We start from the raw sequence: 12805 nt of genomic DNA on the forward strand, positions 1-12805 counted from the left end.
GGCCGGCGACCCGCCCGCCACAGGCCCGGTAGTGCACATCGCAGGTCATTCCGGACTGTCGGTACGGAGACCTGTGGCGCGGGCTGAATCGGCGGCGGGAACTGGAGGCTGCAAAGGCCGAGGTTGGCCCGGATGTCGTCCCCCGTACCAGAAAGTCCGGTTGGTGGGGACGACGAAGGGTGCCTCTGATGGGTTCGGGAAAGCCCGCGCCGAAGGCCCGGGCGCGCATCGGCGGCTGGGGCGCGGCCGCCCTCATCACTCTGGCTCTTGCCGCGACACTGCTCGGCAGCGGCCAGATCGGCCACGCCACCGAGGCGTCCGATGGCAGTGCCTGGTTGTGGAGCCGGACGGCAGGTGAGGTGGCGCGCGTCAATCCCGACAGCGGCCAGGTGGAGCAGCGCCGCGGCGTGACCGACGTGCCCGCGGCCATCGGGTGCAGGTCACCCAGAACGACGAGCATCTACTCATTCAGGATCTGGACACCGGCCGGGTGTCCTCCCTCGACCTGAGCGGCCTGGGGCTGTCGGGACAGCTGGACGTCGGCCTGCGCGGTGACCCGCACCTGGCGATGACCGCCACCGCCGCCGCAGTGATCGACCGCGCCTCGGGCTCGGTGCGCGCTTTGGACCCCGCCACGCTTCGCCCGGTCGGACCGGTGCTGCAGTTGCCGGGCCCGCTGGCCGGTGGCGAGTTCGACGACGCCGGGCGGTTGTGGGTGGCGGTGCCCCAGCAGGGCACGGCCGCGGCGTTGACGGTCTCTGCCCGGGGTGCCGCGGTCACCTTCACCACCGAGGTCGCTGAGCCGGGCCGTGATCTCGGGCTGAGCGTGCTGGACCAGGGAGCGCTGGTCGTCGACCGCGGCGGGCGCGACCTGGTGGTCGCGACGCTCGGCGGCACCCGCCGCGTCACCGCGCCGGTGCCGCTGGCGGGCGCGCTGGTGCCCGAGCGCACGCATGGTGCGCTGGCCGCGATCACCGTCCCCGCCGCCGGCTCGGTGGTCACGCTGGGCGACGTGGGCAAGAGCGGTCCGGTCCTGTCCTTCCCGTTGCGCGATCCCGTCCAGGAGCCCGCCGTACCGTTCGCGGGCAAGGTGTACGTGCCGGTGAGGGAGACCGGGCAGGTCCACGTGTACGACCCGGCCGGACGGCAGACCGGTGTGCAGTCGATCCCGGCCGGACGCGGTGACCTGGAGTTGCAGGTCCGGGAGGGCAACCTGTTCATCAACGCACCGGGCAGCCCGGACGCTCGCGTCGTCGGATCCGACGGTCGGGCCAGAATCGTCGGCAAGTACCTCGGCAAGGCGGGGAAGGGTGGAGACCGTCCGGTCGTGCCGGTGGGCTGGGAGAAGGCTCCGCCGCTGGTGCCGGCACCGTCCATCGATCCGATCTTCCCCAACCCGTTCGACCCGACTCCTTCGCACCGGGGGCCGGCGAAGCCCGAAACCCCGCCCGAACCCACTGGATCCAGAACCACCGCGCCCAAGGCCAGCTCTTCGGGTGGACGTCCCTCCGCGCCAAGACCCTCCACCAGACGGCCGAGCAGCAGACGGCCGAGCAGCAAGGCGCCTGCGAAGAAGCCGCCCCCGCCGGCGACGAAGCCCAAACCCAAGCCCACGCGCAACCCGTACACACCGCAGCAGGTCTGCAACATCGGGTCGGGCGGTGGCTACTACGTGCAGCGGTCGGTCTCATTCCATGGGGGGCGGGCCTACCTGCTCTACAGCAACAGCACCAAGAAGAACTGCGCGGTCACGATGAAGACCGCCAACGTCGGTAAGGGCACCAATGTTTGGGTTCAGCTGAAGAAGCAGAGCGGAGGCAGCCCCGCATACGACGGCGGCACCTTCAAGTACTACGCCGGGCCGGTGTATGTGGATGCACCCGGCATCTGCGTCAGCTTCTCTGGTGGCGCGTCCGCCGCGAGTGCATCAGCCGGGTGGGGCAACTGCAGATGCCCCTGGAAGGGATGAGCTTGAGCATCAGTACACCCGAGTCTGCCGCGGTCACCGGCGAGGAGGCCATGCGGGCGGCCGATACCTTCGACCGGATGGCGGAGAGCGTGGGGACCGTGGCCCGCTCCGGCGACGGTGCGGCTGCTCCTCACCGCGTTCGCCACGGGCGGGCACGTGCTCCTGGAGGATCTGCCCGGCATGGGGAAGACCACGGTGGCCCGCGCGCTGGCGGCGGTGACCGGGGGGGACCGCACGCCGCGTGCAGTGCACCCCGGACCTGTTGCCCTCCGACATCACCGGGGTGACGATCTTCGATGAGCGGACCCAGGAGTTCGAGTTCCATCCCGGTCCGGTTTTCGCCAACTTCGTCATGGTGGACGAGATCAACACGACCTCGCCCCGTACCCAGTCGGCGCTGCTGGAGGTGATGCAGGAGGGGCGGGTCACGGTGGACGGGAAAGCGCATCCCGTGCCGGACCCGTTCCTGGTGGTGGCGACGCAGAATCCGGCCGATCTGGAGGGCACGTTCCCGCTCCCGGAAGCTCAGCTCGACCGTTTCCTGATGCGGCTCTCACTGGGCTACCCCGGTGAGGAAGCGGAGCTGTCGCTGATGCGCGGAGCGTCCATGGCCGCCCCCGAGGACCTGGCCTGCGTGCTCGACGGAGCGGAGATGTCGCGCTTGGCCGCCGCCGCCGACCGGATCATTTTCGCCGATCCGGTGTACCAGTACGTGCTCTAGCTGGCCCAGCGGACGCGTCGCCACCCGAGGCTGCGCGCCGGAGTGTCGATGCGCGCGTCGATCGCGCTGTGCCGGGCAGCGCGCATGTACGCGCTGGCCGACGGTCGCGTGTACGTCACCCCCGACGACATCAAGGACCTCGCCGGGCCCGTGTGGGGTCACCGGCTGGCGCCGTTCTCTCGCGCCTCCACCGCAGAGGAGAACACAGCGCTATTGGCCGAGGTCCTGGCCGAGGTTCCGGTACCGGGGCCGCACGGGAACCGGCCCTAGCGGATGGCGGGTCGCATGCCTCGGCCCACCCCCCGCGGCTGGGGGATCCTCTCGTCCGGTGCCGTCCTGGCCGGTGGCGGCCTCGGCTACCTGGCACCAGGCGTGCTGGGCGCGCTCGCCTTCCCCACCGTCGCGCTGGCCGTGATCCTTGCCCGGCCGCCGCGCGCTGCCCGGGTACACCGCCGCATCACGAACACGCGCGTACACGTCGGCGAGTCCGTCACCGTCATCATCGAGACGGACGTCGCGGACGCGGGTGGCGTGACGGCCGCCGAACGTGTGACCTCGCCCGCCGGCACGTACGACATTCCGTTGGGGAGAGTCCGGGCCCAACTCCGTTACGAACTGTCCGCGCGGCAGCGGGGCGTGCTGGAAGTGGGCCCGCTCAGCCTGGTCCGCACCGACCCGCTGGGGCTCGCACGCGCCATCCGGCTGCTCGACGACCAGACCGTGCGGGTGCTCGTGCATCCCCGCCACCATGAGCTGGCCGTCCTCACCGCTGCCGGCGCCGGCGGCCGGGACGCCTCATCGGCCGTGACCCGGTCGATCGAAGGCGCCTTCGCGGGGTTGCGCGAGCACACACCCGGCGACGACGTCCGTCAGATCCACTGGCGCACTACGGCCCGCCGCGGGCGGCTGATGGTGCGCGAGCACGCCGTCTCTCCCCGGCCCGGCGTCACCGTGCTCGTCGACGACCGCCATGGCCAGGCGGAGCTGGACGACCTCGCGGAGGCGGCGGCCTCGATCGTGTTGTCCGCCCGCGGGCTCCCGGTCGAACTGCGGCTGGCCAGTGGCGGGTATTCGCCCTCATCCGCCGGGGTCACCGCGCATCTGGACCTCCTCGCCGAGGCGGCGGCGCGGCCCGGCGCGGACTTCCAGGCCGCGTGCGCTCTGCTCCGTTCAGCCCCGACCGGGCGCGTGGTCGTCCTGTTGTCCGCCCGAGCTACGCCGGCGGACACCGCGGCGGCGCTGGACGCTCTGGCCGCGCGGCGCGTCCTGTCGCTGGTCGCCCTGATCGGCCACTTCCGCGAAACCGATCATCCCCCCGCATCGACCGCCGGGGGGCGGATCCTGCAGGCCCACACCCCGGCGGCCTTCGCCACCGGCTGGAACCAGACCTGTTGGTGGACCACGTGAATCGGGGACGCGCCGTCCTCGCCTCCGCCGCTGTGGCGGTGGCCGCGGCGGCGCCGGCGCCGTTGCTGGCCGCCGGCTACGAACGGTCGGCGCCGGTCACTGCCGTGCTGGTCAGTACGGCGATCGCGGCGGTGGCCGTCACCTCCGCGGCGCACCGGGTACTGCGCGGGCTGGGGCCCGTCGCGGTGCCGGCCGGCCTGCCCATGGCCGCGGTCGTGCTGGTCGCGCTGGCCGCCCGGGCCGATCAAGGAGCCGGTCCCCGCGGCGGTGGACGCGGTGCTCCACTCGGGAGCGCGCATCTTGACCACGGGGCCACACCCCCTGGCGACCGTGGACCTGCTCGCGTTCCCGGTTCTGGCGATGTGGCTCGCCGGAGCGATCACGACGGTGTTGCGCCGCGACGGCCGCGTCCTTCCCGCCCTGCTCCCCGCCACGCCGGTACGCGCGGCCGATCCGCGCGGGCAGCGCGATCTTCCCGAGAAGCCGCGCGAGGTGCGCAATCCGCTGTCCTACCTGTCGGCGTGGTCGGCCGCCCCGGACGTGCCGCTGATGACGGTCTCGGGTCCGCGGACCACGCTGCGGTGGGTCGCGCTCGCGGATTTCACAGGACCTGTCTGGCTGCCCGACAGCTCCTACCGTCCTGCCGGGCCGGACCTGCCTCCCCCCGAGGTGGTGCCGCCGCGGACGACGCGGACCACCGTGAAGGTCTCGGCCGGCGACCTGCCCGGCGACTGGCTGCCGGTCCCGGGCATCGCCACCCGGGTGGACGGCGTCGCGGTCGGCCACGACGCCGTCTCCGGCACACTGCTCTCCCTGGACGGCGCGGTCGCTGGCCATTCGTACACGGCTGCCGGAATGGTTCCCGACTGGAGCGGATGGAAGGGGACCCGGGCGGCGGCCGCCTCCGGTACCGGGTACGAGCGTTACCTTCGGTTGCCGCCGGGCGCGCCGGCGCGCCTGCGCGACATCGCCCAGGCGGCGGCGGGGAACGGCACCGCGCACCAGCGTGCCTCCCGGATCGCCGAGTACCTGCGAGATTCCTACACCTTCGAGCCGGGCGCCCCGGGCGGACACGGCTACGCCGAGCTCGCCGAGTTGCTGGTCCCGCCGGGACGCAAGGGCGGCGGCGCCACCTCCGAGCAGTTCGCCAGCGCGTTCGCGGTCCTCGCCCGGGCGGCCGGACTGCCGAGCCGGGTCGTGGTCGGGTTCGGGGCGGGCGGCGGCGGCAGCCGTGTGATCCGCACCGGTGACGCGGTGGCTTGGGGCGAGATCTACTTCGAGGGCCTGGGCTGGGTGCCCTACGACCCGAACCCGCGGAAGCGTTCGGAGGCGTCGGCGCGTCCGGGCTCGCAGGAGCGGGCGGGCCACGACGGGACATACCGCGGCGGCGAAACCTCCGACGCTACGGACACTGGTGCACGCGGCGCCGTGCCACGGCTGTCAGGTGGTGAATACACTCTGCTGATCGACACCCAGCTGGGGCTGCTCGTCCTCTTGCTGCTGCTGATGCCGTTGCTGCGTTTGCGTGGGGTGCGCAGATCGCGCAGGGGAACGGCGCGCGCATCCTCGCGGCCTGGGCAGAACTCCTAGTGGCGATGCGGCTCGCAGGCCACACCGTGCCCGCGTCCGCCACAACGGCAGAACTGACGGCGAGCCTCGCGGCGGCACTGCCGGACACCGATACTGGACGGCTGCGCACGTTGAGCCGGCTGGTGAACGCGGCGGGTTTCGGTGGTCCGGTCACACCGGACGACGCCTCGTTCACGTCCGAGCAGGTTCGCCTGCTGGCCACACGGCTGCGGCACTCCAGTTCACTGCCGCGCCGCCTGTCGTGGTGGGTGAACCCGCGAGCGGTGCTCTGGGCGGCTCGACCGTCCCGCCTGACGCGGGGAGAGCCCGTCACCGGGCTCCGCGGTCGGGTCAGCCGGCCCTCTTGACGCGGTGGGTGCAGACGGGCTCGGCGTGGGCTACGCGGTCGACGTCCAGGACGGCGACGACCGTCAAGCAGTAGTCCACGCTCGGGTTCAGCGCGGTGACCGTGACCTTCGCGGTTCCCGGCGGTGCGCTGGCCAAGGTGGAGGGTCTGCGTCCCACAGGCCCCCCGACGTAGTACGCGGCTCGTCCCCGTTGCGGTCCGCCCATGCGACCTCGATCGATACCCTGGCGTCGGCGATCCGTACCCGGCCGGGCGCGTACTCCTTGATCGGCCTCACCGCTGTCGGGGGGGACGTCGGGCCCGGCGAAGAACTCGAAGGCGATGTTTCCGGCCGCGAAGGGCTCGGCTGCCGATGCTGCGCGGCCTCCCCGTCGTCCCCGGCCATCAGTCCCGCCGCACCGATTCCCACCCCGGCGAGGACGAGCACGGCGAACACCGCCAGGACCGCCAGCACGGGCTTGCGGCGGCGGCCTGCGCCGCCGGGCTCCGCCACTGTCGCACCCGACGACCATGCCAGCAGGGATTCCCAGTCAGTGGGGGATTCGAGAACGCCCCGCATGCCCTCCTCGAGCGCATCGGTGAACGCGCGGTCGCAGGTCGCCCAGAAAGGACTTCGGGCGCGGCGACCCTCGGATCGATGCGTTCGAAGTCCACCGGTTCGAGCATGCCCGGCGAGGAATGTGCCGCCAGGCCCCGAAGACTCGCCGCCCCGGTCAGCAGCGGCCTCCCGGCGTCGCTCATGATACGGCCGGGATTGACATCACCGTGGATCAATCCCTGCTCGTGCAGCGCCTGCAGACCCATGCCCAGCGAGGCGGCGACGTGGACCGCCTCCCGGAGCGACAGAGGCGGTTCCGATGCGTACGCGGGGCAGTGCACTGAGGCCGTGTACACCTGCCCGGCCGGGGTGCGGCCGGACTCCAGCACGGTGACCATGTGATCAGTGAGGGAGGCGCGCTCCAAGGCGGCCAGTTCGTCCGGCGGTGTCTCCACACCATCGTGCCGGATCCGAGGGCGACCGTGGTCCCGGATTCTTCGTGCACGGCACGGTAGGTGACCGCAGCGACGCCGCGATGGGCGACCGTCAGTTCGCCGTAACCGGGCGGGGTCTCCAGAGGCTCATCGCCGACGCCGCTCTGGACCGGACTTGCCGGCGGCTCGTCCGCGGGCCATGCCTGGCCGGTCTGCCCCGCGGCCGTCACGCCCGGGAGTACCCAGGGCTCCGGCGGCGGCTCGGGCAGAAGGTCCGGCTGCTCAACGTCCTCCGGTGGGGCGGCGCCGAGCGTTGTCAGCAGTTGCGACAGGCTCATCGGCTCCGCGCTGGTGAGAACCCCCGAGCTGAAGCAGTCACCACGTTGGGTGAAGAAGCAGTGGACGAGGACAGTGAACCCGGCGGCCGCCAACCCGTTGGCCAGGTGAGTGACACAGACGTCGGGGAGGTCCTCGTTGAAGTCCGCGCGAACATGAACGCGGCCGGAGGCCGAACCTCACCGCTCTTGGACACGGATCGAAGCTCGGTGGCGGAGGCGACATCGAACACGGCCGGAAACCGTCCTGTGCCACGCAACTTCCGTGACAGGCCCACGTCTCCCGCCACGACAAGGTTCAGGGCGTTGGTCATTGATCGTTCATCCCCAGCGTTCAGACGGCCAGCCGGACCAGCACACCAGACAGACAGTTCAGGCGAGCGGCGCTACCGCCATCCCCGATCGCTCCGGCCCGTCGGACACGACGGCGGCCCCGAGCGTCACCGACCAGGGCGCGGTCAGAAACCCGGGTCGTGTCCTTTGCTATCGGTCTTCGGTAAGTGGTACATCGGCCCCGACCGCGGACGGTCTCTGAGAGACCATCATCTGGTAATGCTTCGTCTCGGCATGTGCGAGACAAACGACAACGGCAGCAAGGAAGGGTCATGGTCCTCGACATCGAGCAGCCGAGCATCCAGGAGCACTTCTGCCATTGGGTGCGTACAACGATCTACAACCACCGGCTATCGCGGATGGGGGCGTCCACGTGGTCGAGGGCCTGGCGATGACACGCGGCCGCGTTCGCGAGTACGGGGTGCTGGGCGGAGGTTGGGCGGCGCTCGCGGCCCTTTTCGTCATGACCATTTCGACCTGGCCGACGGACGACACGGACCCCGAGAAACCGCCTTTTCAGGGGGGCAGCGCGGGGTGGGGTCTGGGGACACTGGCGGTGGTGGCGGTCATCGGGCTGATGGCGGCCGTGGCGGTCAAGGATGTGCGCGCCACCCGGCGCGATGGCAAGCTCTGGCCGATGAGGGGCCCTGGCCTCGACGTGGCGTTGGGGACGTGCGCATGGTTTCTCGGCGGCCTGTTCTGCCTTCTCGCCTTCTTCTACACCCAGGCGGACGTCTGCGGAGGAGAGGCGTTCCTGGCGTTCGGCTGTCTGAATCGACCGGGTCCGCTTCTCGATGCGCTCGGCCTGGTGTGCGCCGCATCGGCGACTCCCGCGCTGATCGTCCTGACCATGCCGGCGAACCGGACGCGTCTCACCCGGTGGCTGGCGCCGGCGCTCATCCTCGGCCTGTACTTGCTCGCCGTCCGCATGTGGGTGCCTCACGTGGGACTGGGAGTCCCGTCGCGCGACTACCCGATGTCCTGAGCACGTGAACGGGCCGATGACGCTGTTCGCCTTCCTCAACGGGTACCTGCCTGCGGTCCTCAGCGGCGACCCCGAAGGGCCCGCGATCGGCGCCAGACCCCCAGGCGGCAACGATCAAGGCAAGATCGGCCACTGCGGCCAGCGAGACGAGGCCAGCGACCATCCCCCAGGCCCGCTGGGCGATCGGCCCGACGCTGGTGAAGTGGAAGCGAACCACCGAGTCCTGCACGTGCGGGCGGTTGATCCAAAGTGCCTGGGGCCGCGCTTGATCTCCGAGGCGGCTGATCGACGGCGGAGGCGGGATGGTGGCGGTTCCGAGAGAAGACACACGGCCGATGAGGTCCAACGGGCTCTGCGTGCGCTGGAGGAGCAAATGCAAGTGACGCGGTCGGCAGTAAGAGGCAATAACAGAGTGTGCATGTAGCGCGACATAGAGTGATGGCCGGGTGTGGTGTGGGCGGGTGCGTAAGGGCGAGCAACCCCCGTGGATCGTGCCTGACAGTCTGTGGGAGCGGATCGAGCCGCTGTTGCCGAAGGTGGAGCGCCGTAAGCGCCACGCCGGGCGTAAGCGGTTGGACGACCGCAAGGTGCTGCGCGGGATCTTGTTCGTCCTGCACACCGGGATCCGATGGGAGTCCTTGCCTCAGGAGCTGGGTTCGGTTCGGGGATGACGTGCTGGCGGCGGCTGGCTGAGTGGCATCAGGCCAGGGTGTGGGAACGTCTGTACCGGCTGCTGTTGGACGAACTGCGCGCCGCCGGGCAGTTGGACTGGTCCAGGGCGGTGATCGACAGCTCCCACGTCCGGGCTTTGAAGGGCGGCCCAACACCGGGCCGAGCCCACTAGACCGTGGCCGACCGGGCTCCAACCACCACGTGCTGACCGACGGCCACAACATCCCGCTCTCGTCGTGTCGTTGACTGGTGGGAATCGTAACGATGTCACTCAGTTGATGCCGCTGCTGGAGGCGGTGCCACCGATCCGGGGGCGGCTCGGCCGGCCTCGTCGAAGACCCGGGCGGCTGCTGGCCGACCGCGACAAGTACCGGCGCCTGGTCTGGGTCAAGGGCATCAAACCGGTCATCGCCCGCCGCGGCACCCCGCACGGGTCCGGGCTGGGCGTCCACCGCTACGTCGTCGAACGCACCATCGGCCTGCTGCACCGGTTCCGCCGCTTACGCATCCGCTGGGAGATCCGCGACGACATCCACGAAGCCTTCATGACCCTCGCCGCAGCCTTCATCTGCTCGCGACGCCTCGTCCGCTGATTCTGTTACGACCTTTAAGACGCGGGCGACAGGTTCATCGCAGCACGGCGGGACGGCGGCACCCCAGACACTCTAATAACGGTCGGGTCACAATCTCAGTCTGTTCGGTTGCCAGGAACCGCCACGGAAGGACAGTTCTTTTCCGGTCACGCCTGACTGTGGTTCGGACGAAAGTCCAACGAACAAGACGCGGGCAGAGGGTCTGCACGGACTGAGACTCATGCACTGATCTTGGGGGAATCCGGGTTGTCACTCGGGATCTGCCGGCAGTTGTGCACGAGGGGGGTGCTGCATGAAGCATGCAGTGAGACAGAGCGATCAGCATTGGAGCCCGGGAGCTCAGCAAGGGAGCGTGGAAACCGTTGAACGGTTGGAACTCAAAGTCGTTTCCTCTGTGAGCGTTCCTAGCGGGACTGAGCCTGACCGAGCCGACGGTGAGATCACCACGCGAGCGGCCGCTGTCGAACATCGCATGGTCACCGGTGCCTGGGAGGTCACGACGCGTTGGCCGACGATGACCACCGGCGGCCCCGTTGAACTCGTCATCAGGCCCAGCCGGGAGGCGAATCCCGAGTCGGTCGAGCAGGGAATCACGGTCGACACATTGCGCTCGATCCCACTGGCGAAGATGACCAGGGACGCCCGGGAGATGCTGAACTTGATGGCAAAAATGGAAAGAGAGCATAATTTTTCTGAAGTGATCGATAGGATGGCTTGCCAGATACAATGTGTGGTACGGTCAGTGCCCCGGCCCGGGCGAGCGGGACGGTCAGACGATTTTTTTGCGCTGGTTGCCGCGTTGTACTCATGGTACGTCGACCTGGGGTATCCGAATCCCGTGCGGAAAATGGAAGTCATTATCGAATGCAATTGGCGCGCGGTTGCGAACTGGGTTCGGCTCGCCAGGGTGAAAGGTATGCTCACTGAAGTATCTCCTGGTCGGCGGGGCGGCCTGCTGACAACCAAGGCGATGTGCATCCTTGAGTCTCAGGGCTATCGTTTCAACGAAATCTTCGGGCAATACTTTCTGGTTGCAGGCTGACCTCGCATGCGTCTTCGACGTCGAAGACCTCCCAGTCTGAGCCCTCGGCCCGATACATGAGCCACTACGTTCTCCGGACCGTCGGCCTCGGACGATGTGCGGCCTGGTAGCGGTCGCGCAGGCCGTCGACGTGGACGGGCGCCCGGCGGTGCGCTCTGCGGGCGAAGAAGGGTGAATGCCTGGCGGCTTGGCGGCCAGGCGAGGTCGACGTGCACATCGCCGTCCGAACCCGCAGGTGCGAAGACCCCAGAGGCGACTCGCCAGGCCCGTGGCTCCAGGCCGCCAACGCCTCGGCTGCCAGGTGCAGGAGATCTTTGCGGGTTGCTGTGAGAGGTCGTGCACGGACGGTACAGCTCGGACGACGACTCGGGGCGGAGCAAGTTGGCCGGGTGATCCTTCACGGGGTTAGCACCTGGATCTCCTCTCTTGCCGGTGCTGCTCCGTTCCGAGTCGTCGCCGAGACCGCACTCGCCGGTGCGCTCCGACTCGGGTTCCGGATTCTGTTCCAGTGCGCGGGACTCCGCGTGGCCGAACGCCTGAACGCAGCGGCGGCGTCCGCCCCGTCCGTCACGACGTCGCACGCCTTCCGCCGTACGGCTAATCCGAGTAGCCGCCGGTGGTCTTGCGCCTCCACCGCGTCCAGCAGCCACGCGATGTGGCACGCGGTCTCCTGTGCACCGTCGGCTCATTACGTGGACCCAGGCGTCCGTCAGGAACGACGTCTCCGGGAAGTCGAACCCGATGAACTTGTAGGTGTGCAGCCGTTCGCCCGCGTAGAGGCGCACCCACAGCCCCGCCGCGCCGACGATGGCGGCCGCGGCCGCGACCAGCCCCACCGCCCTGCGCAGGCCCACCTGCAACAGCGCCGCCGCACCCGCCAGCGCGTACACCAGCGCCACGCACGACAGGTACCGCCCATACGCGTAGTTGCCCACGCGGTGCTCGTCCGGCAGCGCGGCGGACGACGCGTACGCGATCCCGAACGTCACGGTGAGCAGCACGCCCGCCATGACCCGGTCCGCGGCGTGCGCCCGCCGCCGCACCAGCACGGCGACGACGGCCGCCAAGCCGACCCCGCCGAGCCCCCACGTGGAGACGGCCAGGTACCAGATCTGCCCGGCCGCCCCGGACAGCGCCCACGCCCGCCCCGCGCCCGTGGTGAACCGCGCGCCGAGGTTCTCGGCGAGGTCGCGCGCCCCCGCCGGGTACAGCTCGGCGCGGACGTGCCCGTTGACGGCCGCCGCGACCAAGTAGCCGCCCGCGGCGACCGCCAGCCCCGCGCCTCCGGCGGCGATGGTGGCCCAGCGCCTCCGCACGATGCCGACGACCGTGAGCGCCGCCAGCGTCACGACATGGACGGCCAGGACGACCTCGCCCCGGCTGTGCACCGCCGCCGCGAACACCGCCACCCCACTAGGGCCTGTTTCTTGGATCAGGTGCGTAGCCAGATGAGTAGGACAGCGATGGTGATGGTGCCGGTGAACAGGTAGCGGCGTTTGTCGAAGCGGGTCACGACGGCGCGGAACTGCTTGAGGCGGTTGATGGCGCGTTCGACGGTGTTGCGTTGCTTGTAGCGCTCGGGGTCGAAGTCGGGCGGGCGTCCACCGCGGCGTCCGCGGTCGCGGCGGTGCTGCCGCTGGTCGGCCGGCACCGGGATGGTGTGCCCGATCCCGCGTCGACGCAGATACGCCCGGTTGGCCCGCGAGGAGTGGGCCGCGAGGAGTAGGCCTTGTCGGCCAGCACGTGATCGGGACGGCGGCGCGGGCGACCCGGCCCCAGCCGCGTCACGTTGATGGCGTCCAGGACCGCGACGAACTGCGGGCTGTCACCCCACTGACCA

At 70.1% G+C, this 12805-nt stretch carries 11 protein-coding genes and 1 pseudogene; 9 read left to right on the plus strand and 3 right to left on the minus strand.

Features of this window, described 5'->3' with window-relative positions:
* The first annotated feature begins 188 nt into the window (after nt 1-188).
* From F9B16_RS02800 to F9B16_RS02820, 6 genes are all read left to right on the plus strand, one after another.
* Nucleotides 189-509, plus strand: a complete 321-nt coding sequence (locus F9B16_RS02800) for a hypothetical protein (RefSeq protein WP_151538207.1) — start codon at nt 189-191, stop codon at nt 507-509.
* Nucleotides 434-1969: an NHL repeat-containing protein gene (locus F9B16_RS02805; RefSeq protein ID WP_151538208.1), complete on the plus strand. Its 1536-nt coding sequence runs from the start codon at nt 434-436 to the stop codon at nt 1967-1969. Before F9B16_RS02800 ends, F9B16_RS02805 begins: the two co-directional genes overlap by 76 nt.
* A gap of 262 nt (nt 1970-2231) precedes the next feature.
* On the plus strand, nt 2232-2690 hold the full coding sequence (locus F9B16_RS52375) for an AAA family ATPase (RefSeq protein ID WP_264159678.1): 459 nt from the start codon (nt 2232-2234) through the stop codon (nt 2688-2690).
* 48 nt (nt 2691-2738) lie between these two features.
* Nucleotides 2739-2960 (plus strand): hypothetical protein, encoded by a 222-nt coding sequence (locus F9B16_RS52380; protein WP_264159679.1) that lies wholly within the window; start codon nt 2739-2741, stop codon nt 2958-2960.
* Between the two features lie 102 nt (nt 2961-3062).
* Nucleotides 3063-4097, plus strand: a complete 1035-nt coding sequence (locus F9B16_RS02815) for a DUF58 domain-containing protein (RefSeq protein ID WP_151538209.1) — start codon at nt 3063-3065, stop codon at nt 4095-4097.
* Nucleotides 4098-4427: 330 nt separating this feature from the next.
* Nucleotides 4428-5687, plus strand: a complete 1260-nt coding sequence (locus F9B16_RS02820) for a DUF3488 and transglutaminase-like domain-containing protein (protein ID WP_151538210.1) — start codon at nt 4428-4430, stop codon at nt 5685-5687.
* A gap of 330 nt (nt 5688-6017) precedes the next feature.
* Here the strand turns inward: F9B16_RS02820 and F9B16_RS50660 are convergent, their stop codons facing one another.
* On the minus strand, nt 6018-6170 hold the full coding sequence (locus tag F9B16_RS50660; protein ID WP_192808594.1) for a hypothetical protein: 153 nt from the start codon (nt 6168-6170) through the stop codon (nt 6018-6020).
* A gap of 1876 nt (nt 6171-8046) precedes the next feature.
* Between F9B16_RS50660 and F9B16_RS02825 the strand changes: the two genes are divergently transcribed.
* The 3 genes and pseudogenes from F9B16_RS02825 (at nt 8047) to F9B16_RS02835 (ending at nt 10965) form a co-directional block, all read left to right on the plus strand.
* Nucleotides 8047-8658 carry a hypothetical protein gene (locus tag F9B16_RS02825; protein ID WP_151538211.1) on the plus strand — a complete coding sequence of 204 codons (612 nt, stop codon included), beginning with the start codon at nt 8047-8049 and terminating at the stop codon, nt 8656-8658.
* Nucleotides 8659-9146: 488 nt separating this feature from the next.
* Nucleotides 9147-9923, plus strand: a pseudogene (locus F9B16_RS02830) (IS5 family transposase).
* Nucleotides 9924-10275: 352 nt separating this feature from the next.
* Nucleotides 10276-10965: a hypothetical protein gene (locus F9B16_RS02835; RefSeq protein ID WP_151538212.1), complete on the plus strand. Its 690-nt coding sequence runs from the start codon at nt 10276-10278 to the stop codon at nt 10963-10965.
* Here the strand turns inward: F9B16_RS02835 and F9B16_RS02840 are convergent.
* Together F9B16_RS02840 and F9B16_RS54035 are read right to left on the minus strand one after the other, a co-directional pair.
* On the minus strand, nt 10917-12374 hold the full coding sequence (locus F9B16_RS02840; protein WP_151538213.1) for a hypothetical protein: 1458 nt from the start codon (nt 12372-12374) through the stop codon (nt 10917-10919). The two genes, F9B16_RS02835 and F9B16_RS02840, sit on opposite strands and share 49 nt — an antisense overlap.
* A gap of 23 nt (nt 12375-12397) precedes the next feature.
* Nucleotides 12398-12616, minus strand: a complete 219-nt coding sequence (locus F9B16_RS54035; RefSeq protein WP_404800472.1) for a hypothetical protein — start codon at nt 12614-12616, stop codon at nt 12398-12400.
* Between the last annotated feature and the right edge of the window lie 189 nt (nt 12617-12805).

Source organism: Actinomadura montaniterrae (assembly GCF_008923365.1).
Classification (GTDB): Bacteria; Actinomycetota; Actinomycetes; order Streptosporangiales; family Streptosporangiaceae; genus Spirillospora; species Spirillospora montaniterrae.

What these genes read in the sequence shown, in the direction of transcription:
- F9B16_RS02800 (WP_151538207.1), top strand. Translation starts at nt 189, where the DNA reads ATGGGTTCGGGAAAGCCCGCGCCGAAGGCCCGGGCGCGCATCGGCGGC.
- F9B16_RS52380 (WP_264159679.1), top strand. Translation starts at nt 2,739, where the DNA reads ATGCGCGCGTCGATCGCGCTGTGCCGGGCAGCGCGCATGTACGCGCTG.